This is a genomic window from Companilactobacillus halodurans (assembly GCF_009600995.1).
Taxonomy (GTDB): domain Bacteria; phylum Bacillota; class Bacilli; order Lactobacillales; family Lactobacillaceae; genus Companilactobacillus; species Companilactobacillus halodurans.
On record NZ_VDFO01000043.1, the window covers coordinates 1 to 23,696 of the forward strand.

The window sequence follows — 23,696 nt, forward strand, 5'->3', positions numbered from 1 at the left end:
AGCGTATCAATCTTCAAATTTTTTGGCTCCGAGCAAGCTCGTCAGCCAAATAAAAAACAGCTAGACCAATTATGATCTAACTGCTTATGTAAACTGCCATCAACTTAATTTGACGAACAGCCTATTTAAACGTTTAACGTGGCCGTGTTGACCAACTTCAACTTTGGGCAAATCAGTATTTTTAATCGTAATCTTCGTGTGGTCAAAGACTTGTTCATAGCCAAATTGACGATAGTAGCCAAAGGAAAATGGTGCTAAATACGAAAGCGTCACGTTATCTTGATACATATCAGATAAGGCTGCTTTCATCAATGAACTAGCGCCTCCTCGCCCGCCAAACTCGGGAGCACTCATGACATCCCCAATTCCATTCATCTTAAAATCCACCCCGTGAAAATTAATATTGAATGGAATACTTAATAAACCGCTGCCTAAATTCGATTCATTCATGATGCCATATACTTTTGAATGATCATACCGTTCTTTAAGCACGTCACGCCGTTGTTTAGAATCGGTCCGATTAAATGAATATAAATATAAATCATAGAACTTATCAAAATCATCTTTCGCTAATAAATATTTATTCATATTATTCTCCCCATAAAAAAATACTATTCTTTTGCGAATAGTATCTTTTTTGTTTTTTTTATTCAACCAACTTAAAACTACTCCAAGGCTCGATATAACTCAACAAGAAAGCCTCGTTAGAATTCAGGTGTCCCACAATATTACGACGACCATCATTTTTAATATCGCGAAGTGCTATTTGCGTCTCACCTTTGTATTGACCGTAGTCTTCATTAACAATGATGATATCGCCTCGTTGGATATCTTGAGTATCATGGGCAGGGAAGTACCCATCACGGTATTTAACTCGTGTCATTGTACTACGTAACAAATAATCAGATGCATCACCACGATATACATGAGTAGATTTTAAGACAACTTCTTTTTCGAGATCTGTGATATTGGAGGACAAATCTACTTTCAAAGTTGGGTATGTTGCATAAAAGGCAGTTGCAGCTTTTTTTAATTCTTCATCAGAAGCATAAGTGTTTCCAATAATTACATCATCAACTACCCCAGTCAAAAGCAAATGCTTAACTTGAGTTTCGATTGGCAAGTCACGATCGTCTTCCAAAGTTGGCAGACCATCTTGAACTGGCCAAGGACCAAAGGTTGCTTCATGCGAACTGACAAAAGCAGCTGAGTGGATATTGCGTTTCTTGAAGAAATTCGACCACTTGATAAAAAACTTCTCGCCTAATCCAGTATATCTTTGAGGATAGAAATTATGACAACCTAAAAGATTATTTTTATCGGGATGATAAGAAATAATATTGTCCAAATAATGCGTACCAGAACTCATATTGATTTCAATCTTCAATCCGTAAGGATTACGAGTCATCTTAGCTTCTTCCATACCAGAGAAGCCTTCATCTAATCTAATTCCATAGGCACCAAGCTCATGGAAAAATGATAGATCATCATAACTGATAGCTAGTGCTTTAAACAAACGTGGATTCATATCAACAATCGTTAAAAACCCTAGTTTATTTGCATAAGCAATTGTTTCTTTAAAACGGTTGATAGTTTTATCTTTGTCATCGCCTAATTCAAGCAATGAGGCAAAAATTCTAGAATAACCAAGTTTACTAGCAGTATCGAGATACTTTTTATCTTCATCTAAAGTTGAATGCTCTGGATAAAGCGATAATCCGAGTCTTCTCAAAACGAGACCTCCAAAAAATTATTATTTAGCAGCAGCTTCTTTAGTCTTACCAAGTTCAACGGCCAATTTTTCTTTATCCATTGACTTGAAGAAGTACCAGTACATCAAAGTATCAAGAATAATGTTGATAATTTGCATGACTGAACCGGAAATGTGACCAGTTGCAATGAATCCAGAAAGGATTGGTGGAGTTGTCCATGGAATATAGACACCCATTGGTCTTGCAACTAAGTTTGTTGCCATACCAATATAAGTTGTCAAAACATTAATAAGTGGTGTCAAAATAAATGGAACTAATAATCTATAGTTCATAACGATTGGTAATCCGAACAAGATAGGTTCATTAATATTAAAGATTGCAGGCCCGGCAACCAATTTACCTAAGGTCTTCAACTCTTTACTCTTAGAAGCAAAGGCTAGCAAGAAGGCTAAACCGATTGTGGCACCAGAACCACCCATGTGAACGAAGTTATCAAAGAATGATGTTGTAACAATGTTTGGAAGTGCTTTGCCAGCTGTAAAGGCAGCGTGGTTAGCATTTAGTGCTGTCAACCAGATAGGCATCATAACACCAGAAACAACGTTAGCACCGTGAATACCGAAGACCCATAGGAATGAAACTAAGAATTCGGCTACTAGAGCACCTGGCAATGTATTACTCAAGTGACTCAATGGATCAGCTAAGAAGAAGGAAATGATGTTTGGAATACTTTGCATTGGTGTTGCTTCAACACCTAGACGAATCAACCAAACAAGCAATAGAACTAAGAAACCTGGGAACAAAGCAGCAAATGAATTACTTACTGCAGGTGGAACTGTATCAGGCATCTTGATCGTCCAGTTCTTGTGAACCATCCAAACGTAGAAGTCGGTAATAAATAAGCCGACGATAATAGCTGTAAATAGTCCAGCTGAATCAAATTGTGTTAATGGAATCCACAATGCTCCAGCTTTATCTGTTTTCAATGGGATAGTTAAAATAAAAGCACCCAAGGAAACAATTGATGCAGAAATTGGATCGACTTTATAACTTTTAGCTAAGTTATAAGAGATACCAATAACGGCAACCAAACCCATAATATGGAATGAAGCGTTAGTTGGATATTGTAGAACTGTTGCCCAATTCTTACCAAAGATACTAGCCATGAAGTCTAGATAGGCTTGAATTGGAAATTGTGCAATGATCATGAAGATTGAACCAATGATGATCATTGGAACGGCCAATGTCATACCATCACGCAAAGCAATCAAATGACGTGAAGAAGCAAGCTTGCCGGCGATAGGAATAATCTTATCTTGGACGAAGCTGTTAGATTTCTTTCCAGCCATATGTAAAACCCCCTCAAATGAAATTTGTTACTAAGCAGAAACACTGTTATCCGCTTACAAAAACCATTGTAAACCTTTTCATTAAGATGTGTATAGTTTTATGCCAGTTAGTAATATATTTTTATAAAAAAACACGTCACTAATCTGTGACATGTTCCGTAAAACGATTATCAATATGGTCTACCATTTTATGGTAAGCACAATTGGAAATCTGTTCCATTGTATAAACGATTGGCACTTGCGTTGTAACGTTAATATGCCCTTTACGATTTTGTGGCGTATCATAAGAAATCGAAAAATCAGTTATCTGATTCAAAATTGAATATGAGTTAGCCGTTAGAGCAATTGTTTCAGCACCATTTTTCTTGTAATACCTGGCCTGCTCTAACACTTGATCTGTCTCCCCAGAGATTGATACTAAGATTAAAAGCGTCTTACTAAAATCTCGGTCCGAGAAAGGTTCAGGTTGGAATGGATCAATAATTGGCAAGGCATAAATACCATAACTTGATAGAATGCTAGCACCATATTGAGCTATGCGACCACTGTTTCCGACTCCAAAAAACAAAACTAAATCTGAAGCATTGATCATGTCAGCAGCTTGATTAACCTTATTATCAAAGGGTTCTTCATCTGCTACTAGCTGGAAGAAATTTTTAATTGGTTCCATGCTAGGATCTTGTTGGGATTTAGCCGGTTGTTTCAAACTTTGTTTTAAAGCAAATTTAAATTCTGAAAAGCCGCTATATTCCATCTTTTTCAAGAATCTCAAAATAGTTGTCGTTGAAACATGTGCTGCATCTGCCATTTCACGAATTGTCATATTTTGAACTTCTTTAGTATGACCGATAATATATTTATAAACTATCAACTCAAGCCGATTCAATTCATGTACTTTTTGGTATGGGAACATATTCAAACCTCCTTTTTATTGGTATATATCATTTTTAGTAAAACTATTATTATTATAAATGTAACAAGTTACATATTCTATAACTAAAAAAGCTAAAACAAAATATTTTTAATTTTGTTTCAGCTTTTTTTATTGAATTCAGTCTAATTGTGAACCGTTTGAACGGATTACTTTTTGATACCAATAGAATGAATCCTTCTTTGAACGTTCAAGTGTCCCTTTACCTTCATCGTCTTTATCGACATAGATAAAGCCATAGCGTTTCGACATTTGACCAGTTCCAGCAGAAACTAAATCAATACAACCCCAAGGTGTGTAGCCTAAGAGATCAACACCGTCTTCATTGACTGCTTTAATCATTTGTTCAACGTGAGCACGTAGATAATCGACACGATAATCATCATGAATGCTGCCGTCTTTTTCAACTTTATCATAAGCACCGAAACCATTTTCAACAATCATCAATGGCTTGTGATAATGTTCAGTCAACCAATTCATTGAGTAACGCAAACCAATAGGATCAACTGGCCAACCCCAATCGTTATATTTTAGATTAGGATTCTTAACGGTTTCACGATCACCAACGAACTTGAATTCTGGATTATCGTCGCTATATTTAACAGTCATGGAATTATAGTAACTAAAGCCAACATAATCAACTGTTCCTTCTTTTAAAACAACACGATCTTCAGCAGTGATATCAGGTCTTAAGTCATGATTCTTAAAGTATGCTTCCATCCCAACAGGATACTCACCTAAAGCCTGAACATCACCCCACCAGTAACGTCTTTGCATGGCTTTTTCAGCTAAAAGAATATCTTTTGGATCTGAAGAAGCTGGATAAACGGGTGTGAAATTGAGCATATTACCAATTTTAAAATCAGGATTGATCTGGTGACCAATTTTAACAGCTAACGCACTTGCAACAACCTCATAATGTGATGCTTGGTACATTAAAGCTTCACGTTCTTGTTCGGATTCATTATCTCTAAAAATCAAGCCTGAATCAGTTGCAATTGAAAAGTCATTTGTGTACGTAGTTTGGTTATTGATTTCATTGAAGGTCATCCAATACTTAACCTTATCTTTGTAACGTTTGAAACAAACAGTTGCAAATTTAACAAAGAAGTCGATAACCTTACGATTACGCCAGCCGCCATATTCTTTAACTAAGTGATATGGCATTTCAAAATGTGACAAAGTAATAACTGGTTGAATGCCATATTTCAAGCATTCATCAAACAAATCATCATAAAACTTTAAGCCTGCTTCATTAGGTTCTTTTTCATCGCCTTTGGGAAAAATCCTTGTCCAAGCAATTGAAGTTCTAAAACTCTTAAATCCCATCTCAGCAAATAATTTAATATCGCCTTTATAATGGTGATAAAAATCGATTGCTTCATGATTTGGATAATTCTTGCCAGCAATCACGCCATCAGTAATTTCACGGGGATGTTGATAAGCACCAGCTGTCATAATGTCAGAAACACTGACACCTTTACCGTCAACGTTCCAAGCTCCCTCAAGTTGGTTAGCGGCAACAGCTCCTCCCCATAAGAAGTCTTTTCTTAAACCACTTTTTGTTACTTCAGTCATATAAAAACCTCACTTAATCTTATATCTTTTAATTATTTATTCGGAAATATCTTCACCGTTTGAAGAGATGACTTTTTGATACCAAGCAAAGGAATCTTTCTTATAACGTTTAAGACTGCCATTTCCCTCATCGTCTTGGTCGACATAAATCATGCCATAACGTTTTTTCATCTCACCGGTACTTGCTGAAATCAAATCAATGTGGCCCCAAGGCGTGTAACCAATCAAATTGACACCGTCTTCTTTGACAGCTTTTTCCATTTGTAAAATATGATCGTGGAAATAAGAAATACGATATGGATCATGAATTGAACCATCTTTTTCTAATTTATCGTAGGCACCAAAACCATTTTCAACGATAAATAGTGGCTTATGCCAACGATCCGTCATCCAATTCATTGCATAACGCAAACCAACTGGATCGATTTGCCAACCCCAATCAGATTTTTCAACATAAGGATTGGATACTAAATCGTTATCTTCATCATAGTCAAAGTGGGTCTCGCCCTCTTTAGCTTTAGTTGTAAATGACATGTAATAACTAAAACCAACGTAATCCACAACGCCAGCTTTAATAGTTGCTAAATCTGCATTGGTGATATCCAAATCATAGCCTTTACGTTCCCAGTATTTTTGAATCCACTCTGGATAAAAACCTAGAGCTTGCACATCGCCAAAGTAATAACGATATTGCATTGCACGTTCGGCTTTCATGATATCTGCCGGCTTAGAAGTCAAAGGATAAACCGGACACATTGCAATCATTGATCCTACTTGTAATGATGGGTCAATCTTTTTAGCAATTTGAACTGCTTTAGCGCTGGCCACGAATTCATAATGGGCAGCTTGGAACATTTCCTTTTCCCAGTTGTCATCCTTACCTAACTGCAAGCCAGAATCTTGCAACAATGGGTGTGGATCGCGCCAGTCGGTTTGATTATTGATTTCATTGAAAGTCATCCAATATTTAACTTTATCTTTATAGCGTTTGAAACAAACCTCAGCAAAGTGGTCGAAGAATTCAATCATCTTGCGATTGCTCCAGCCGCCATATTCTTTTACCAAGTGATATGGCATTTCAAAGTGTGACAAGGTGATAACAGGTTGAATTCCATATTTCAAACATTCATCAAACATATCATCATAAAACTTCAGACCAGCTTCATTAGGTTCTTTCTCATCGCCATTGGGAAAAATTCTTGTCCAAGCAATTGAAGTTCTAAAGCATTTAAGTCCTAATTCAGCAAATAGCTTAATATCTTCAGGATATTTGTGGTAAAAATCATTACCCCAGTGATTTGGATAAATTTCGCCATCTTTGACGCCATCGGTAACTTTTCGAGCAACATCTTTAGACCCAGAAGTCATGACATCAGCGATGCTGACACCTTTATTGCCTTCATTCCAGCCACCTTCTAGTTGGTGAGCGGCAACAGCTCCTCCCCAAAGAAAACCATCGGGCATTTTTATTCCTTCACTCATAAATTATTTTCCTTCTTTATCAAGTCTCTTGTACAAGTCAACGATTTCTCCTGCTAAATCTCTAAAGGTAATAGCATTCATAATGTGATCTTGTGAGTGGACCATCAAAAGTGTCACGGTAGCATGTTCACCATTAGCTTCTTTAGTTAACATCCCTGTTTGAGTATTGTGAGCATCGACTAAAGCTTGGTCTGATTCCTTTAATTTCTTTTCTGCAAGTTCAAAATCGCCCTTTTTGGCAGCATTGATAGCTTCAAAAGCAGAACTCTTGGCATTTCCACCGTTAATAATCAAGCCCATTACTGTTTCTAGTTGTTTATCATGTGTTTCTTCTGCCATAATTACTTCTCCTCAACTTTAAATTAATTTAAACGCTTACTTTATTTTTTAAAATTAAAAGGGTGCAAGTATTTGCACCCTTTAAGTTTTACATATCAAAGACTAGCCGATTGATTTAACAGCTTCTTTGAGAACTTTTTCACCATTCATCATTCCGTAGTCTTGCATATTAATAACTTCAACAGGAATGCTTAACTTACCTTTGAATTGTCCCTCTAAATATCTAACTTGAGGTCCAAGCATTAAGATATCAGGCTTTTTTTCATCCAATTTTGCATCTGCATCAGCAGCGGAGGTAGCAAAAATTTCTGCATCGATTCCGTCACTTTCAGCAGCCTTTTGCATCTTTGTAACTAATAAACTTGTTGACATACCAGCAGCACAACATAACATAATTGTTTTTTCAGCCATAATCAAAAACCCCTTTTATTAAAATCATTTATTTGTTTTCTCATTAAAACGTTTGCTAAAAACGCTTTCATAGAACAATTAGATTGTATAACGACAATCAAACTTTATCAAGATGTTTTTACTAAAAAACAAAAATTTCTAAACATTTTTATACTTAGCGTTCTACTATTTTACAAATGTTCCTGCTGAAAAATTTGGTCAAAAAAAACTGTCAATTTTAATAAATCAACAGTTTTTATTTAAATTCACCTTTTAGAACTCGATCAATCATTTTGGCTACGCCGTCTTGATTATTGCTTTGTGTAATTCTCCAGGCAACATCTTTAACACTATCGATGGCATTCTCCATTGCAACGCCATAACCAGCTTCTTTAACCATTTCTAAATCATTTCCATAATCACCAAATGTCATAAAATCAACCATGGGAATATTTGCAAACTCAGAAATTTTTTGCAAAGCAGACAACTTAGTAACATCTTGTCCATTTATTTCAAAATAATAACTACCTGACCGACTAATCGTGACCGGCAAAGACGTGAAGGATTCCAATTTCTTTTGTAATTCAGGCAATCTTTTAGGTGGACAGCTGAAACAAACTTTATAAATATCAAAATCATTTCGATTATTGACTTTGATTAAATCCTCCATCGAACGAGCTTTCAAATGATGTCGACTCATTCCTTCAAAATAAGTTGTAAAACTATGTCGTGGATCATAAATATAAATATCGTTTAATCCATCTAAAACTACTTTGAATTTACTGAACTCGCTTCGTTTAAGGATTTCAGCAACTACACCATGGTCTAATGGTTGATCAATAATTTTTTTGCCATCGGAATCAACTACTACAGCCCCATTCAAAACGACTCGAAAACCTGGAACTTTTAAATCATTGGCAAAAAATTTATTAACTGAATCAAGTGTTCTTCCTGAACAAATAGCAAAATTAATCCCGGAACTGACTGCAGCACGAACTGCACGAATATTTTCAGAAGATATTTTGCTGTAGCTATTTAACAAAGTTCCGTCCAAATCAGTTCCAATAAATTCAATCATCTATAAAAGTAACCCCTTACACAAAAACAATTTAAATTAATGATACGACACTCCCTCATAAAAAAGAAGTCTTATTAATAAATTATCGTGCTACAAGGATTTTCTTAAAGTCAGAAATGAATCCCGGATACGATATATCGATTGCTTCAATATTTTTAATTTTAAAGGGCGTGTCAGTTAAAATTGAAGCTACACAAAGCATCATCGCTATTCGATGATCATTATGACTATCGACATCGTCTTTAACGACTACTTTTTGTTCTCCTTGTATGACAATGTAATCATCATTAACTTGCATAACGATACCTAACTTTGCCAATTCGACACGCATATTTCTGATTCGGTCACTAATCTGCAAATGGGCATCATGAATCCCTCTAATAACCGTTTGTCCTTTAGCTTGTGAAGCCATCAAGGCTATTAAAGGTATTTCATCAATAATGAAAGGAATTTGTTTCGCATTAATTTCAGTCCCGTGAAGTTGTTGATATTTAATAATCAAATCGCCAAAAGGTTCCACGCTATCAACTGAGCGATTCTCTATTTGAATCTTAGCCCCCATTTGCTTAGCAACGTTTAAGAGGCCAATTCTAGTCTCATTAAGACCTACTTTAGGCAAAGTTATCTGACTGTCCGGAGAAATCAAGGCTCCAGCGATGTATGCTGCAGCTGATGAAAAATCTCCCGGAATCGTCAAATCCTGACCTTTGAGTCGACTGTGACCTGGATGAACAACAATAATATCTGGGTCAACTGACACATCTGCACCAAAATAATTAGCTAATACCTCGGTGTGATTTCTAGTTGGAAGTTTCCGGATAATTTTTGTTTCGGAATTGGCAAAAATTCCAGCCATAACTAGACCACCCTTAATTTGAGCACTAGAAATATCCTGCTGGTAAGTGATTCCTTTCAAATTATCGTTGCCTTGGATTTTCAATGGCAGAGTTTCATCGCTTAAAAACTGATAATTAGCTCCCATTTTTTTGAAAAGGTTCAACAAATCTGTCGCCGAGCGCTTGCTTAAATAGTCTCCTCCACGAATTTCGTATGGGTTATTGCTACTTGCTAAGGCACCTAATAATAAGCTCTCTAAAGTCCCGACGTTGTCAATATTCAATGGTTCATCGAGTGGCTTGAACTTATGATCGACACCTTTGATAATCATGTCATTATTACTTATTTCGGTATGAATCTTCGCCCCTAATTGTTGAAAAATCTTAGCTGTAACAGCTAAGTCGTAAGAGTACGTAAAATTACTGATTTGCGTAACTCCCTTTGCTAACGCACCAAAAATTATAGCTCGATGTGCAATACTTTTATCCCCAGGTACTGTAACCTCACCTTGAAACTTAAATTTAGATGGTCGCGTATTATAATCAAACATTCATTACACCTCAAATATATTTATAAGCGTTTCATTATATATTAATCAAATGCCCTCTTATTGCTTTCATACTGTTACGCTACCTAATTTTCAAATATAAAACAAACTTAAAGTCTTGAGAATAAAAAAAATAGGACATCTGCCCTATTTTAAAATAATTTATTCATTAAACACATAATCTGTATATAGCTTCAGCGAATATTTCCATTGCTTTTTTCATATCAGCTTTGCTCCAATTCTCATTAGCTTGGTGCATGAAATCAGGAGTGGTTGGCAACATTGCCCCAAAAGCCACACAGTTGTGCATTGTTCTCGCAAAAGTTGCGCCACCAGAAATTGCTGGTTGAGATTTTGTGTCGCCAGTTAAATCTTGATAAGTCTTCATCAAGGTCTTAACCAATTCACTATCTGTTGGTACATAAAGTGGTGCAACGTAATCAAAATCTTCATATTTCAAATCAAATTTTGCGACAGAATCAGAAACTTTTTGAATCAATTCGTCATGGTCAACTTTGACAGGAATTCTCATATCAATCTGCATTCTCGACTCATCTTTAGTAATCTTTAAGCTGGAAATATTAAAAGTCAATTTACCAGAAACATCATCAGAAACATCGCCTAACAAATTTGTAGCATTAGCATCTTCACCAAAGGCTTTGAGAAATTGCAATACCTTAATATCAGGATAGACGTCACTCAAGGCAATACCCAATCTAACTACAGCATTGACTCCTTGTGGTGCATTCATTGCGTGAACAGATTTTCCGGCAACTTCAATTTGACCATCTTGGTGTTCAGCCTCAAAGTTATGATTTTGTAAAGCAGCATATACTTCAGCTTGTTTTGGACCATCATAAATAGCTTTTCCAGGTACAGCATTAAAGGCATTTTCTAAGTCAATGTTCAATTCATTTGAACCAGGACCAGTTAGATATGACTGTTGCAAGCCCTTTTCAGCATAAATCAATGGAAATTCTGCATCGGGAGCAATTCCCATATCGATGGGATCTTCTTTCTTATTGTATTCTGCCAAACATCTCCATAAGATTTCTTCATCAGTCCCAAAAATCACTCGAATTTTCTTATTGAATTTATAACCTTTATCAAGAATTGCTTTGATAGCATAAATAGCTGCAATCGTAGGACCTTTATCGTCTTGAGTGCCACGACCATAAAGTTTATCATCCTTTTGCGTTAATTTATAAGGTTCAACATCCCAAGCCTCTAAGTTTCCCGCTGGGACTTCATCCAAATGACCAACGATTCCAAAAGTTTGGTCGCCTTCACCGATGTCAGCATAGCCATAATAACCGTTTGGATCTTCAAAAGTTTTGAAACCTAGCTTTTCAACTAAGGACAAAGCTTCATCTAAAGCCTTCTTAGGTCCTTTTCCAAATGGTGCTTTAGATTCTTTGGGCTCATTGAACGAAGCAATTCCAACTAACTTGCTTAAATCATTAATAGCCTCTTCTTGAATTTGATCTGTAATAAACTTTTCCATTCTAAAATTCCCCTAAAAATTTATTTAAATAACTTATTTAAACATTGAGCAAACAACTAAGAACACAGCAACAACTACAAACAAAATAGCGACTAATTTCCACATGTACTTCCACCATTTAACAATGTCGACGTGGCCAATTGCTAAAGCGCCCATTACGATACCAGAAGTTGGCGTAATCAAGTTGACCAACCCAGAAGCTGATTGATAGGCGGTAATAACTAGTGAACCATCAACGCCAGAGAATTTGCCCAATGGTCCCATAATTCCCATGGTAGCTGCAGCAAGTCCGGAAGTCGATGGAATCAAAAATGACATTGGAATGTAGAAAATATAAGTCAAAACGATGAAAACACCAGCTGAAAGGTTTTGTAGGCCAGTTTCACCAGCGTGCAAAACGGTGGCAGTGATATATCCATTATTCATAATAACTTGAATCCCACGTGCGACCGCCACGATAATAGCAACGCTTAGAAAATCATTCATTCCGCCTAAAAAGGCATCGATATATTCAGACTCTTTCATGCCAAAGACAAACATAATCACAACTGACATCATCAAGAATAACGTCGTGATTTCAGTAAAGTACCAAGTTCCTAAAGGAGCTAAATCTTTACCAATCAAAGCACCTAAGAATGGTACATTGGTTAACCACTTAGTGAAGTGGTCAAAGAAAGTCCAATTTGGATTCAAACTTGACCATGGAATCAAACTAGCAATCATTACAATAAAAGTTAAAGCAAAGAGCCAAAGCACAGCTTTTTGTTTCTTAGTTAATTTTTGACCAACAGTTCTTTCAGCCATGGAAAATTCACGTAAGTCCTTTTCACGGCGTTCAAAAACATATGATTGTGAAGGATCTTTTTTGATTTTATCTGCATAGCGCATAACATAAATGATACTAATTGCTGTTACAATAATCAGCAAGATAAAACGTGGAATCAATCCCTTACCTGGTGAAATATTGATTGTCTGTGAAGCAACTCCAGTAGCAAAAGGGTTAACTGTCGATGCTAAACAACCAACTTGAGAGCCAATCAAAGCTATAGAAATAGCCGTTATCGAATCATAACCAACACTGATCATGACCGGAATCAAGATTGGATAAAAAGCAATCGTCTCTTCACCCATACCATATGTTGACCCACCGATGGCAAATAATATCATTAAAATTGGAATCAAAGCTTTTTCTTTACCTTGATACTTTTGAACAGTGGAACTAATTCCATCATCCAAAGCCTTCGTTTTATTGACGACTCCTAAGAATCCACCAATTACTAAGATAAAGAGTGAAACTGAAATTGAACCTTCAGTCTCAGAAGTTCCAACCATACCATTGATTGGAGCCAGAAAAACATCCCAGATTCCTTGAGGACTGCTTGTTCGGGCTTTGTATGTACCTGCAATAATATTTCCCGCTTTAGTGGTTGCATACTGTCCTGCGGGGATAATCCAAGTCAAAACTGCGACTAGAATTATTAGGAAAAACAAAATAGTATAAGCCGATGGCATTTGCCATTTTTTGGTTTTCTTTCCCATTAATTCAACCCTCCATTATTTAATATAAACTCAGGATATACGATAAAATCGCCTATTACAATGATTTGCATCAAAATACTTTTATGGTCATGTTTTCAAGAACAGTTGTGCAAACGTTTGCAAAATATTACAATATTAATAAGTATTCTAAAAAGGAGCGATTAAAATGACTGATACGATGGAATTTGGTAAAAAAATCAATCATCGTCCAATTATTGTAAGCCTTATTTTAAGCTTAATTGCTGGTGGATTAGGATTAATCGCCAATTTCAAAGTAAGTTTAGCATTATTTTTTATAATGCTTTTTCTCTGTATTTGCGTTTACTTTCCAATTTATCTTCGTGATTTATTTGGCCATTGGCAGTTAGAAAATCATGGAATTTCTTACTATAAGATGGACTCGTATTTAGACAAATTAAAAATGATTTTATTTCCCAAAAATGTAGATTTTCAATTTATCAGTTATTCACAAATCAAAAATTTTAAAGTTATCGAAGAAGACAAAGATTATTCATTAGAGAACCTCTTAACAATCAAACCTGCTAAGCAATCGATTTTTCCTTGGTCAAGAAAACCCTTTTTCTTAAAATTGGAACTCAATCAAAGCGAAATCGATTTAGACCTTTCTTACGATCAGCTTCATGACAAACAAAATGCCCTCTTTCGCTTGGCTACAGCTTTAAAATTCTTAAAACAAAAAATTGATTAAAGCAATTTTGTTAATCCAGCGATAGATGACTCAAGAAGTCATCTTTTTTTTGAAAATTTTCTCGACGCTCTATTAAACGTTTTGCAAAACCTGCACAAAGGTACTGTTCTTCTTTTGTTTCTGGTACAAGTTTTGGCATCTCTAAAGATTTATTTGAACGCAAAGCGACTAAAGTACAAAAGCTTGTAAAAGCAATCTCTGAAGTATCATCTTTTAAATCCTGACTGATGATTTTTGTGAAAACCTCAATTTGTCTGCCGCTGATTCCTGTTACGATTGATTCGATTTTGATATGTTTCTCAGTAGTGATTGGGTGCCAAAAATTGACATGGTCATAACCTGCTGTTGCAATTTTTCCATGTACGACTTTAAAACTGGCCAAACCAGCATTTTCATCCAATAGACTTAAAGTTTTACCACCAAAAAGCGTCTGTTTATCGTTTAAATCAGCTGCAAAGACGATTCTTTCACTGATAGTTTTTGTTTCCTGACAAGTGATTTGTTTCATTTAGCTACCTCACATTTTTTAATCAAATAATTATATTTTAACTTTTCAAATTTCGATTTCAAATTTATATTATAATATCATTAATAACAATTCTGGAGGGAAATATGGCTTTTCTACTTTGGTATACGAATTATTTTATCGATATAAACTCTGATAATTCAGTTGATCCTCGAACAATCGAATCAATTGGAGAATTAGGCAACGTATCCACTAACGGGAACAATACCGCTTGGCACATCCAATCTCAGTTGGGTGAAGAGGATTTTAATAGACATTTGAATAAAATTTTGACAGATAATACCAAAATTAATCCCGATGATGTCACAGTTACCAAGGGCATTGATGGAGGACCATTTAAAATGCTTTAGACGAACTCAATTAATTGGGTTCGTTTTTTGTTAATTATTTTTAAGGTTATTGTTCACAAGAATAAGTAAAAAATTATATAATATATAAAATTAGTTTAAAAAGGAGTACTTTATGATTCTTATTGCACTTTCTGCTGTTATTTTGCCGTTAGTTTTATTAGGCATTCTCAACATGCCGGCTACCAAAGGGATGTCGATCAGTGCATTTATCGTTTTATTAGAAGGTTATTTCATCTGGAAAATGCCCTCAAAAGTTTTATTAGCTTCAATTTTTCAATCCATCCACAAAGCCTTGCCGATCCTTTGGATTCTCTTTGGAGCATTGATGATGTTGACTACCCTTCAACACACTGGTGCAATTGAACGAATCAATTCAGGGTTTCACAAAATATCTGCTGACATGCGCCTACAACTAATCTTAGTAGCATTTTTATTTGGAGGCTTAATTGAGGGTGTTTCAGGATTTGGAACACCTGCCATGGTCACAGCGCCATTATTGATTGCTCTAGGATTTTCACCCATGGCCGCGGTTACGCTTGCCTTAGTAGCTGATTCAACGCCCGCATCATTTGGAGCAGTTGGTACGCCATTGACAGTTGGATTAAGCAATGTCAGTGAAAAAGCTGATTTCTTGAATGCCATTGGTCAACGCATCACGCAACTAGATTTGTTCTCAGGTACTTTTATGCCCCTATTACTAATCTTCATGTTAACGTTTTTATTTGGCAAAAAAGACGATAACCGGTTAAAAGACTTCTTAATGCTCATACCTTGGAGTCTCTTTATCGGATTGGTTTATAGTCTCTTCGCCCTTCTAGTTTCATTTATGGTCAGTTACGAATTTGTTGCTATCCTTGCACCTTTTGCCACAATCATCGTAGCAATCGTTTCAATCAAATTGAAATTACTTCTACCTAAATCAGTCTTTGAAACGCCCTGGACGATTTCTAAAAAGAAAATCAAAGATGATGCCTCAATGTCTTTACTGACTGCCTGGTCGCCATATATTGTGGTTATACTCATGCTTTTAGCGACAAGAACGATTGCACCACTGAAAAGATTCTTAACTGAGACTTTGAATCTTTCTTGGACTACAATCCTTGGGTTCAAGCAAATCAACTCTGACTGGGAATTTCTTTATTCACCTGGAACGCTTTTAACTATCGCCGTTATAATTGGACTCTTGATTCAAGTAAAGTCGCTCAAAAGCTTTTTGCCAACAGCTAAAAAAGTTGTCTTTTCTATGAAATCAACTGCACTGGCCCTAATCGTAACCTTGATTATGGTTCAAATCTTTACTAACTCAGAATTGAATACGACAAACTTACCAAGCATGCCTATGTATATTGCCAAGGTGATTTCCAAATACCTATCATCTATCTGGATTATCATTGCGCCATTCTTGGGTCAATTAGGTTCATTTGTAACTGGTAGTACAACTGTTTCAACCTTGACTTTCGGACAGATTCAAGCTGACATTGCTTCTAAAGCTGGCGTCGGTCAAGATCTTGTCTTAGCTGCCCAATTAATTGGGGCCGCTGCTGGTAACATGATCTGTGTTCACAATATCGTTTCCGTTAGTTCTGTCGTTGGTCTATCAGGTCAAGAAGGAAATATTCTACGTAAAACAGTTGCTCCAGCTTTAATTTATGGATTATTAGTTGGTATTGTCGGATTTATTTTCACTCTCTTCATCTAACTAAAGATAAGTAAGGACTTTCTTCTAAGCCATTTCCTCTATTAGGTGTATTATTCAAATCAGGAAATCAACTGTTTTGGAGGAACTAAAAATGGAAATGGGTTCATTGGCCGAATGGGTCGAAGGTCTAGGAGAGTTATTAGCTGTTTGCGTAGCATTATTTTTGCCATATTATCAAGCTCGTAAAAAGAAACAAGAAAAAAATCAACGAGCTAAACAAGTGATAATCGGCACTTCAAAAACCATTTTGGAACTAAATAATATTCAAAAATCTATCGAATTTGATGAGCTAAAAACCTTTGTGGCCGTTTATTCAGTTTTAACAACTAATGATGCTACGATTAAAATTATGGATTTAGGCAATGAAATTTTGACAATCATCGGTGATGAGAATGTTTTGGATGATTCACAAAAAAGTAAGATTAGAAATTTACAAAATGAAATTAAATTAATAAAGATTTAACAGCAAACCAAAATTTTTCATATGTTATGATTATAATTATTGAATTAAGGAGGTTTTGGTTTATGAACAGCGCTGTTAAGCTTATTATTGGCATTATTGTAATAGCAATTATTTTACTGCTCGCAATTGTTACGGGAACAAAAAGCACCAATTCATCGGAAATTAAGACGACGCCAAAAACTGAAAAAATAGCCCAAGCAAATAAGAATATGATAACTATTCTTTAAAATCAAAAGGGGGTCTTCTTAGTTGGATTAATTAATTCCAACTAGGAAGATCCCCTTTTATTTCTATCTATTCTTCATGAAATGACGCACCAGAATTAGCGTCTAATTCGATTTTTTCATTTTCAAGCTCAGTTACTTCAATGTCCTTGCTATCACGTACTGGTTGTTTTGAAATACTATCAGAATAATCTAATTGATCTAATACTTTTTCATTCGACAAATATTGGTTGATTCTGTTCAAAAGCGTAGGCCCGTTGTAGATAAAGCCTGTGTACACTTGAACCAAACTAGCGCCAGCCATCAAAGCTGCCTTTGCATCTTCTGGCGTAAAGACTCCACCTGAAAACATGATAGGCAGATCAGGATAGTTTTGGTGAATAGCCTTTGTTAGACTCAATGATTTTTTAAAAATAGGCTTTCCACTCAATCCACCGCCTTCATTATGATGAGGCGATTGCAAATTATTGTGGATTGAACTTGGATTAGATGCCGTATTAGTCAAAATGATTCCGTCCATCAAGCCACCCGTTTCTTTGAGCAATTCCAATAATTTTTCAGTAGTAATATCATTCCCAAATTTACAAAAAACAGGTTCTTTAATATGTAAATTATGAATTTCTTGTAAAAGCTTTTTTGCGACTGGAATCTCTTGTAAAGTGGTGACGCCCTTTTGATTAGGACAACTTTGATTCAAAGCGATGTAGTCAGCAAATGAATGGATTTGGCGAATATCTTCTACCATTTCAGCAATCATATCTTCACTATCCAGACCATGTCCTGGAGCGACACTGATACCTAATTTAACGTGTCTAGGCGTATTAGCAAGATGCTTTCTAGTTTCTTCAACGCCCAAATTATTTAAACCCATTCGATTAATAATCGCATTATCTTCTGGCAAACGAAAAATTCGTTTTTTCTTGTTTCCCGGTTGATTATTTTTAGTGATACTGCCAATTTCAACAAAACCTGCCCCTAAAGCACCTAGACTATTGTAAAATTCGGCTTTTTTGTCGAAACCAGCGGCAATTCCAATTGGTGAATCAAAGGTTACGCCTTTGACGGTAACTTTCAGATTATCAAATTTTTTAGTTCGAAAAATCTTTTTTAAAACTTCGGGAGTCTGATTGAACATTTTCAATCCTGAAGCCACGATCTGATGGTCAACTTCTGGATCCATTTTGAAAATTGCTGGTCGCACTAACTTATATAGGTCCATCATTTACCCCAACTTTCCGGATTCTCATACCATTGCTGCAACAATTCCATATCATTTTCTTCAACGTAATCTTGATCTTGGGCAACTTTAATCATGGTTGGATAATCAGTCAAAGTGAACAACTTAGTTCGTTCATCGGCAAAGTTTTGCGTACTTTCTGGTAGGTCATATGAGAAGATAGCAACGGTTCCAATTACTTCTCCGCCTTCTTCTCGAATGTCTTTCACAGCCTTTAAAATACTGCCACCAGTTGAAATTAAATCATCGATTAAAACAACTTTGTCGCCTTTTTGCAAACGGCCTTCAATTTGACTCTTTTTACCATGATCCTTTTTTTGAGGACGCACATAGTTAAGCGGCAAATTTAAAATATTGGAAACGCCTGTGGCATGAGGGATGCCCGCTGTAGCAACTCCACCAATAACTTCTGCTTCCGGATACTTTTCTTTAATCAATTCAGCTAAATCATGAGCAATTGTTTGGCGAAACTGAGGATAAGCAATAGTCAAACGATTATCAGTATAAATCGGCGACTTGATTCCACTAGCCCACGTGAATGGTTCCTTAGGACTTAAAGTCACCGCCTTAATCCTTAATAATTGACTTGCAATATTGTTCGCAACAGCAAATTTATCCATTATTTATTCCACTCCTTACAAATATTCATATATGCTTGATGACCATCTTGTGCCTGTGTAATTGGACGCCCAACAACAATGCCGTCGCTGCCCAAAGTTCTTGCCTGAGCAGGCGTTGCAACACGTTTTTGGTCTCCTACTTGAGCTGACTTAGGTCTAATACCAGGGGTAATGCACAGAAAATCAGAACTAGTAGCATCTTTTATCATTGGTACTTCTAGAGCTGAAGAAATCACCCCATCGGCACCATTATCAAAAGCTAATTTTGCCAAATGAGCGACATAATCTGCTGATTTTAAAGGAATCTGCAACTCATTTTCCAATTCATTTTGACCCAAAGAAGTCAATTGCGTTACTGCTAACAACTTAGTCTTTGAACCAGCCAAGCCACTTTTAGCAGCAGCAATCATTTCTGCTCCACCAGAAGCATGAACTGTCAACATTTGAACATCCCATTTTGCAATCATCTCGCACGTTCTCTTAACCGTGTTGGGAATATCGTGCAATTTTAAATCAAGAAAAATATTGTATCCACGCTCTCGCAAATTATGCACGAACGGATATCCAAATTGGCAAAACATTTCTAGACCAATCTTCAAGAAAAGCTTTTCACTCTTTGGAAATTGATTCAAGAAATTAATACATTCAAAATCATCTGCAAAATCTAATGCTACTATAACTGGTTTATCCATTTTTACCCCTCATTCTCTAATTCGTGTAAACACATTCTCCATTGACAAAAGTTTTTTCTACTTGTCCATAGACCTCTTGACCAATGAAAGGACTATTAGTTCCCTTTGATAAGAAATCAGCTTCTTTGATTTGATACTGATCGTCTAAATTAATGATTGAAAAATCAGCTTTTTGGCCAACCTTAATCTGACCTGCTTCTTTGATATCGAACAACTTAGCAGGATTTACTGCCATCAGCGTCAATAATCTTTCTAAACTCAACAAACTAGTTTTGACTAATCGCGAATACAACAAAGGAAAGGCCGTCTCAATTCCGGTAATACCAAAGGCACTCTTTTCAAATCCTTGATCCTTTTCTGCTTTGGCATGTGGTGCGTGATCAGTCGCTATCATATCGATAGTTCCATCCAAAACCCCTTCAATCAAAGCTTGACGGTCGATTTCGCTTCGCAATGGCGGATTCATTTTAAAATTAGCGTCATCTGTTAAAATATTTTGGTCGCTTAACAATAAATGATGCGGCGAAACTTCACAAGTAACATTGATACCTGCATCTTTAGCCATTCTTACCAACATGACGCTATCTTTTGTTGAAATATGGCAGACATGATAATGAACGCCATTTTCTTTTGCTAAAATCAAGTCTCGAGCTAATTGAGACGTTTCAGCTACTTGTTTGATTCCTGGCAAGCCTAAGCGTTTTGCAGCAGAACCAAAATTGATTACGCCATGATTGAATAAATCTTTATCTTCAACATGGGCTGCTAAATGACTTTTAATTGCAGCAATTCTTTCCATAGCTGAATACATTGACTGAGCATTCATAATTCCATGACCATCATTAGAAAAGGCAAAAGCGCCTAATTTTTGTAAACCTTCAATATCAACTAATTCGTCACTAGTCTCACCTTTGGTAACTGGTGCATATTGCAAAGTATTGATCAACGAATTTTTTTGATTCAATTCAATTTGTTTTTGAAATTTCTCTAAATCATCTGGCACTGGAATCACGTTTGGCATAGCACCGACAGTTGTAAATCCACCATGGGCTGAGGCCAAAGTTCCCGTTTTGATGGTTTCTTTATGAACTTGACCAGGTTCTCTAAAATGTACATGCACATCAACTAACCCAGGAGTTACTAACTTAAACCCGGCATCGATTGTTTTAATGCCCTCAGCTGGGATTTTTTCGGCAATATTAACAAACTTGCCATCTTCAATTAAAATTTCGCAATTAATTAATCTCTTAGCGTAAAATAGCTTGGCGTTTTTTATCAGCAACTTCATTTTCCAAATCGTCTCCTTCTAGAACTGCTTCTATCATAGCCATTCGCATGAAGACACCGTTAGCCATTTGAGGGAAAATATACGATTTGTCGCATTCTGCTACATCATCAGCAATTTCAACTCCACGATTGATTGGAGCGGGATGCATAATCATCGTATCAGGCTTCATCATGGCAACTCTTGTTGAATCTAAACCATAATTTTTAAAATAATCAGCTTTTGAAAAACTTTGATTCTCCTCAGAAGACAAACGTTCATGTTGAACTCTTAACAACATCACTACGTCCATTTCGCGACATAAGTCATCAACATTCATATGTGGCCCCATTTCCGCAAATTCTGGCGTATACCAAGCATTCAACCCACCGAAGTACATCTGAGCTCCTAAACGAGTTAAAATTTCAGCGTTAGAATGAGCAACCCGGGAATGACTTAAATCACCGATAATTCCAACCTTGAGACCATTGAAATTGCCAAAGTGTTCGTAAATCGTCATTAAATCTAATAATGATTGTGAGGGATGTTGACCAGTTCCGTCGCCTCCATTAATGATATGGATTTTTAAATCATGATTGTTAACGAGATCTTCATAATACTTATCTTGACTGTGACGAATTACTGCTACGCTTGCACCGATGCTTTCTTCAGTTTTAACCGTGTCATAAAGGCTTTCACCTTTTGTTGTTGAAGAAGTTGATGCATCAAATTGGATTTCGTTCATTCCTAGTTTCATTTCAGCTACTTGGAAACTTGATTTTGTTCTAGTGCTATTTTCAAAGAATAAATTGATAGCAAATTTATCAGCACCTATTTTTGACTTCTTGCCTGACTTAAATTCCATCGCTGAATCGATTAAGTCATAGACCTCTTGATTTGATAACTGTGACATAGAAAGTATATTTTTCATTGTTTTCCTCCAAATTAAAAGGGATAGCCTTCATCCAGCTACCCCTAAAAGTTTGGTTTTAACCTGACCTTTTAGACCTCGCTGGATCTATTTAAAAGTTCCCTGATTTTTTTTAAGTAAACAAAAAACTTCCTATCCCACAAGGAAAGGAAGTTTACACTTTTTGCGTTTGATGTGTAAGTAACCTTCCAAGCCTCACAGGACTTGATTAAAAGTTTTCGTTGCAAATAATATAAACGATTTCACACATTCAGTCAACAGTTTTATTTAATTTTAGCTAAGAAATACTTCTTCTTACCACGACGAATAACGATGTACTTGCCGTCAAATGAATCTTTTGGATCAATTTCAATTGTTGTATCAGTTAATCTTTCGCCATTGATTCTAATAGCACCATTTTGAATATCTTCACGAGCTTGACGTTTAGATTTATCGACATTAACAGCAATCAAAAGATCGACTAAGTTGATTTTTTCGGCTGGAATTTCTTCACTAGGAACGCCATGGAAAGCTTCAGCAACTTCTTGTGTCGTTAATTCTTGAATTTCACCTGAAAACAATACGTCAGTGATTTTTTCAGCTGTCTTCAAAGCTTCTTTTCCATGAACGAACTTCGTTACTTCTTGAGCCAATGTTTTTTGAGCTAAACGTTTTTCTGGTGCGGTCTTAACAGATTCTGCTAAGTCCTCGATTTGGTCTTTTGTTAAGAAAGTAAATTTCTTCAACAAGTTGATAACATCTTTATCATCTTGATTGAACCAGAATTGATAGAATTCATAAGGTGAAGTCTTCTTAGGATCAAGCCAAACTGCGCCACCAGCTGTCTTACCAAATTTTGTACCATCAGCTTTTAGTAATAAAGGAATCGTTAGCGCATAAACTTTAGCATCTTGTCCTTCGGCTTTGTGAATCAAATCAAGTCCAGCAGTCAAATTACCCCATTGGTCGCCACCACCAACTTGCAATTGAACATTGTGTTGACGGTATAGCGTAAGGAAATCGAGTGATTGTAGGATTTGGTAAGTGAATTCTGTAAATGAGATTCCAGCTTCCAAACGACTTGAAATAATTTCCTTATTCAACATTGTGTTGACGTTAAATAATTTACCGTAATCACGCAAGAAATCTAGGATGCCGATTGGTTGCGTCCAGTCGTAATTATTGACCATTGTAAAGTCGCTAAAAATTTTCTTAGCTTGATTGCTCAAGGCTTCAACGTTGTGGTTAACTTGGTCCATAGTTTGCATAGGACGTTCAGCTTTTTTACCACTAGGATCACCGATTGAGCCGGTTGCTCCACCAATAACGATGTATGGATGATGTCCAGCGTTAGCAAATCTTTCCAAAGTCATAAATGGCAATAAGTGACCGATATGCATCGAATCGCCAGTTGGATCCATCCCACAATATAAAGAGATGTCCTTTGAATCGACTAAATCTCTTAGACCTTTTTCATCTGATTGTTGATTGATCAAGCCACGCCATGACAATTCATCAATAATATTCATAAATTTTCCTCCTAAAATAATCCTCGTTACAAAACTAAAAAGAGCGCCTCTGCAATAAATGGGCTGTTCGTCAAATTAAGTTGATGGCAGTTTACATAAGCAGTTAGATCATAATTGGTCTAGCTGTTTTTTATTTGGCTGACGAGCTTGCTCGGAGCCAAAAAATTTGAAGATTGATACGCTTAAT

At 36.1% G+C, this 23,696-nt stretch carries 24 protein-coding genes; 5 read left to right on the plus strand and 19 right to left on the minus strand.

What is annotated here, in order from left to right; translation table 11 throughout:
• Positions 1-99: 99 nt before the first annotated feature.
• The 12 genes from FHL05_RS10440 to FHL05_RS10495 form a co-directional block, all read right to left on the minus strand.
• The gene (locus FHL05_RS10440; protein WP_153522617.1) at positions 100-588 is read right to left on the minus strand and encodes a GNAT family N-acetyltransferase; all 489 of its coding nucleotides are present in this window, start codon (positions 586-588) and stop codon (positions 100-102) included.
• A 58-nt stretch (positions 589-646) separates the two neighbouring features.
• Entirely contained in the window at positions 647-1,732 is a 1,086-nt protein-coding gene (locus tag FHL05_RS10445; protein ID WP_153522619.1) for a DUF871 domain-containing protein, read from the minus strand.
• 21 nt (positions 1,733-1,753) lie between these two features.
• Positions 1,754-3,061 (minus strand): PTS cellobiose transporter subunit IIC, encoded by a 1,308-nt coding sequence (gene celB, locus FHL05_RS10450; RefSeq protein WP_153384297.1) that lies wholly within the window; start codon positions 3,059-3,061, stop codon positions 1,754-1,756.
• A 139-nt stretch (positions 3,062-3,200) separates the two neighbouring features.
• Positions 3,201-3,974: a MurR/RpiR family transcriptional regulator gene (locus FHL05_RS10455; RefSeq protein ID WP_153522621.1), complete on the minus strand. Its 774-nt coding sequence runs from the start codon at positions 3,972-3,974 to the stop codon at positions 3,201-3,203.
• A 138-nt stretch (positions 3,975-4,112) separates the two neighbouring features.
• Positions 4,113-5,570 (minus strand): 6-phospho-beta-glucosidase, encoded by a 1,458-nt coding sequence (locus tag FHL05_RS10460; protein ID WP_153384299.1) that lies wholly within the window; start codon positions 5,568-5,570, stop codon positions 4,113-4,115.
• Between the two features lie 36 nt (positions 5,571-5,606).
• Entirely contained in the window at positions 5,607-7,052 is a 1,446-nt protein-coding gene (locus FHL05_RS10465) for a 6-phospho-beta-glucosidase (protein ID WP_153384300.1), read from the minus strand.
• Between the two features lie 3 nt (positions 7,053-7,055).
• Positions 7,056-7,391, minus strand: a complete 336-nt coding sequence (locus tag FHL05_RS10470; protein ID WP_153384301.1) for a PTS lactose/cellobiose transporter subunit IIA — start codon at positions 7,389-7,391, stop codon at positions 7,056-7,058.
• 102 nt (positions 7,392-7,493) lie between these two features.
• Positions 7,494-7,802 carry a PTS sugar transporter subunit IIB gene (locus FHL05_RS10475; RefSeq protein WP_153384302.1) on the minus strand — a complete coding sequence of 103 codons (309 nt, stop codon included), beginning with the start codon at positions 7,800-7,802 and terminating at the stop codon, positions 7,494-7,496.
• Positions 7,803-8,037: 235 nt separating this feature from the next.
• A complete protein-coding gene (locus tag FHL05_RS10480; protein ID WP_153384303.1) occupies positions 8,038-8,859 on the minus strand; it encodes a Cof-type HAD-IIB family hydrolase in 822 nt (273 codons plus the stop codon).
• An 82-nt stretch (positions 8,860-8,941) separates the two neighbouring features.
• A complete protein-coding gene (gene aroA / locus FHL05_RS10485) occupies positions 8,942-10,246 on the minus strand; it encodes a 3-phosphoshikimate 1-carboxyvinyltransferase (RefSeq protein WP_153384304.1) in 1,305 nt (434 codons plus the stop codon).
• 166 nt (positions 10,247-10,412) lie between these two features.
• Positions 10,413-11,747 carry a M20 family metallopeptidase gene (locus FHL05_RS10490; RefSeq protein ID WP_153384305.1) on the minus strand — a complete coding sequence of 445 codons (1,335 nt, stop codon included), beginning with the start codon at positions 11,745-11,747 and terminating at the stop codon, positions 10,413-10,415.
• A gap of 33 nt (positions 11,748-11,780) precedes the next feature.
• The gene (locus FHL05_RS10495) at positions 11,781-13,286 is read right to left on the minus strand and encodes a YfcC family protein (RefSeq protein WP_153384306.1); all 1,506 of its coding nucleotides are present in this window, start codon (positions 13,284-13,286) and stop codon (positions 11,781-11,783) included.
• A 166-nt stretch (positions 13,287-13,452) separates the two neighbouring features.
• Here FHL05_RS10495 and FHL05_RS10500 point away from each other — a divergent pair, with 166 nt between their 5' ends.
• Positions 13,453-13,995, plus strand: coding sequence for a hypothetical protein (locus tag FHL05_RS10500; protein WP_153384307.1), 543 nt, complete (start codon positions 13,453-13,455; stop codon positions 13,993-13,995).
• A 10-nt stretch (positions 13,996-14,005) separates the two neighbouring features.
• Here the strand turns inward: FHL05_RS10500 and FHL05_RS10505 are convergent, their stop codons facing one another.
• On the minus strand, positions 14,006-14,503 hold the full coding sequence (locus tag FHL05_RS10505; RefSeq protein ID WP_153384308.1) for an acyl-CoA thioesterase: 498 nt from the start codon (positions 14,501-14,503) through the stop codon (positions 14,006-14,008).
• 104 nt (positions 14,504-14,607) lie between these two features.
• On the opposite strand from FHL05_RS10505, the gene FHL05_RS10510 reads away from it, so the two are divergent.
• The 4 genes from FHL05_RS10510 (at position 14,608) to FHL05_RS10525 (ending at position 17,260) form a co-directional block, all read left to right on the plus strand.
• Positions 14,608-14,871: a hypothetical protein gene (locus FHL05_RS10510; protein WP_153384309.1), complete on the plus strand. Its 264-nt coding sequence runs from the start codon at positions 14,608-14,610 to the stop codon at positions 14,869-14,871.
• 112 nt (positions 14,872-14,983) lie between these two features.
• Positions 14,984-16,570 carry an L-lactate permease gene (locus FHL05_RS10515; RefSeq protein ID WP_153522623.1) on the plus strand — a complete coding sequence of 529 codons (1,587 nt, stop codon included), beginning with the start codon at positions 14,984-14,986 and terminating at the stop codon, positions 16,568-16,570.
• Positions 16,571-16,661: 91 nt separating this feature from the next.
• Positions 16,662-17,033, plus strand: a complete 372-nt coding sequence (locus tag FHL05_RS10520) for a hypothetical protein (RefSeq protein ID WP_153522625.1) — start codon at positions 16,662-16,664, stop codon at positions 17,031-17,033.
• 62 nt (positions 17,034-17,095) lie between these two features.
• Positions 17,096-17,260: a hypothetical protein gene (locus tag FHL05_RS10525; protein ID WP_153384311.1), complete on the plus strand. Its 165-nt coding sequence runs from the start codon at positions 17,096-17,098 to the stop codon at positions 17,258-17,260.
• 67 nt (positions 17,261-17,327) lie between these two features.
• Here the strand turns inward: FHL05_RS10525 and FHL05_RS10530 are convergent, their stop codons facing one another.
• The 6 genes from FHL05_RS10530 to tyrS form a co-directional block, all read right to left on the minus strand.
• Entirely contained in the window at positions 17,328-18,476 is a 1,149-nt protein-coding gene (locus FHL05_RS10530; RefSeq protein ID WP_153384312.1) for a quinone-dependent dihydroorotate dehydrogenase, read from the minus strand.
• The gene (gene pyrE / locus FHL05_RS10535) at positions 18,476-19,114 is read right to left on the minus strand and encodes an orotate phosphoribosyltransferase (protein ID WP_153522627.1); all 639 of its coding nucleotides are present in this window, start codon (positions 19,112-19,114) and stop codon (positions 18,476-18,478) included. Before pyrE ends, FHL05_RS10530 begins: the two co-directional genes overlap by 1 nt.
• A complete protein-coding gene (pyrF, locus tag FHL05_RS10540) occupies positions 19,114-19,806 on the minus strand; it encodes an orotidine-5'-phosphate decarboxylase (protein ID WP_153384314.1) in 693 nt (230 codons plus the stop codon). The genes pyrE and pyrF overlap by 1 nt, the downstream gene beginning before the upstream one ends.
• Before the next feature lie 16 nt (positions 19,807-19,822).
• Positions 19,823-21,094 (minus strand): dihydroorotase, encoded by a 1,272-nt coding sequence (locus FHL05_RS10545; protein ID WP_153384315.1) that lies wholly within the window; start codon positions 21,092-21,094, stop codon positions 19,823-19,825.
• A complete protein-coding gene (locus tag FHL05_RS10550) occupies positions 21,054-22,001 on the minus strand; it encodes an aspartate carbamoyltransferase catalytic subunit (RefSeq protein WP_153384316.1) in 948 nt (315 codons plus the stop codon). The genes FHL05_RS10545 and FHL05_RS10550 overlap by 41 nt, the downstream gene beginning before the upstream one ends.
• Positions 22,002-22,264: 263 nt before the next feature.
• Positions 22,265-23,509, minus strand: a complete 1,245-nt coding sequence (gene tyrS / locus FHL05_RS10555) for a tyrosine--tRNA ligase (protein WP_153384317.1) — start codon at positions 23,507-23,509, stop codon at positions 22,265-22,267.
• Positions 23,510-23,696: the final 187 nt, after the last annotated feature.

Bases quoted from the DNA above. Each gene is read 5' to 3' on its own strand.
- tyrS (WP_153384317.1), bottom strand. From the start codon at position 23,509: ATGAATATTATTGATGAATTGTCATGGCGTGGCTTGATCAATCAACAA.
- FHL05_RS10465 (WP_153384300.1), bottom strand. From the start codon at position 7,052: ATGAGTGAAGGAATAAAAATGCCCGATGGTTTTCTTTGGGGAGGAGCT.
- FHL05_RS10455 (WP_153522621.1), bottom strand. From the start codon at position 3,974: ATGTTCCCATACCAAAAAGTACATGAATTGAATCGGCTTGAGTTGATA.
- FHL05_RS10520 (WP_153522625.1), top strand. From the start codon at position 16,662: ATGGAAATGGGTTCATTGGCCGAATGGGTCGAAGGTCTAGGAGAGTTA.
- aroA (WP_153384304.1), bottom strand. From the start codon at position 10,246: ATGTTTGATTATAATACGCGACCATCTAAATTTAAGTTTCAAGGTGAG.
- pyrF (WP_153384314.1), bottom strand. From the start codon at position 19,806: ATGGATAAACCAGTTATAGTAGCATTAGATTTTGCAGATGATTTTGAA.
- FHL05_RS10545 (WP_153384315.1), bottom strand. From the start codon at position 21,094: ATGAAGTTGCTGATAAAAAACGCCAAGCTATTTTACGCTAAGAGATTA.
- FHL05_RS10470 (WP_153384301.1), bottom strand. From the start codon at position 7,391: ATGGCAGAAGAAACACATGATAAACAACTAGAAACAGTAATGGGCTTG.
- FHL05_RS10510 (WP_153384309.1), top strand. From the start codon at position 14,608: ATGGCTTTTCTACTTTGGTATACGAATTATTTTATCGATATAAACTCT.
- FHL05_RS10440 (WP_153522617.1), bottom strand. From the start codon at position 588: ATGAATAAATATTTATTAGCGAAAGATGATTTTGATAAGTTCTATGAT.
- FHL05_RS10490 (WP_153384305.1), bottom strand. From the start codon at position 11,747: ATGGAAAAGTTTATTACAGATCAAATTCAAGAAGAGGCTATTAATGAT.
- FHL05_RS10475 (WP_153384302.1), bottom strand. From the start codon at position 7,802: ATGGCTGAAAAAACAATTATGTTATGTTGTGCTGCTGGTATGTCAACA.
- FHL05_RS10495 (WP_153384306.1), bottom strand. From the start codon at position 13,286: ATGGGAAAGAAAACCAAAAAATGGCAAATGCCATCGGCTTATACTATT.
- FHL05_RS10480 (WP_153384303.1), bottom strand. From the start codon at position 8,859: ATGATTGAATTTATTGGAACTGATTTGGACGGAACTTTGTTAAATAGC.
- FHL05_RS10525 (WP_153384311.1), top strand. From the start codon at position 17,096: ATGAACAGCGCTGTTAAGCTTATTATTGGCATTATTGTAATAGCAATT.
- celB (WP_153384297.1), bottom strand. From the start codon at position 3,061: ATGGCTGGAAAGAAATCTAACAGCTTCGTCCAAGATAAGATTATTCCT.
- FHL05_RS10530 (WP_153384312.1), bottom strand. From the start codon at position 18,476: ATGGACCTATATAAGTTAGTGCGACCAGCAATTTTCAAAATGGATCCA.
- FHL05_RS10500 (WP_153384307.1), top strand. From the start codon at position 13,453: ATGACTGATACGATGGAATTTGGTAAAAAAATCAATCATCGTCCAATT.
- FHL05_RS10515 (WP_153522623.1), top strand. From the start codon at position 14,984: ATGATTCTTATTGCACTTTCTGCTGTTATTTTGCCGTTAGTTTTATTA.
- FHL05_RS10550 (WP_153384316.1), bottom strand. From the start codon at position 22,001: ATGAAAAATATACTTTCTATGTCACAGTTATCAAATCAAGAGGTCTAT.
- FHL05_RS10505 (WP_153384308.1), bottom strand. From the start codon at position 14,503: ATGAAACAAATCACTTGTCAGGAAACAAAAACTATCAGTGAAAGAATC.
- pyrE (WP_153522627.1), bottom strand. From the start codon at position 19,114: ATGGATAAATTTGCTGTTGCGAACAATATTGCAAGTCAATTATTAAGG.
- FHL05_RS10460 (WP_153384299.1), bottom strand. From the start codon at position 5,570: ATGACTGAAGTAACAAAAAGTGGTTTAAGAAAAGACTTCTTATGGGGA.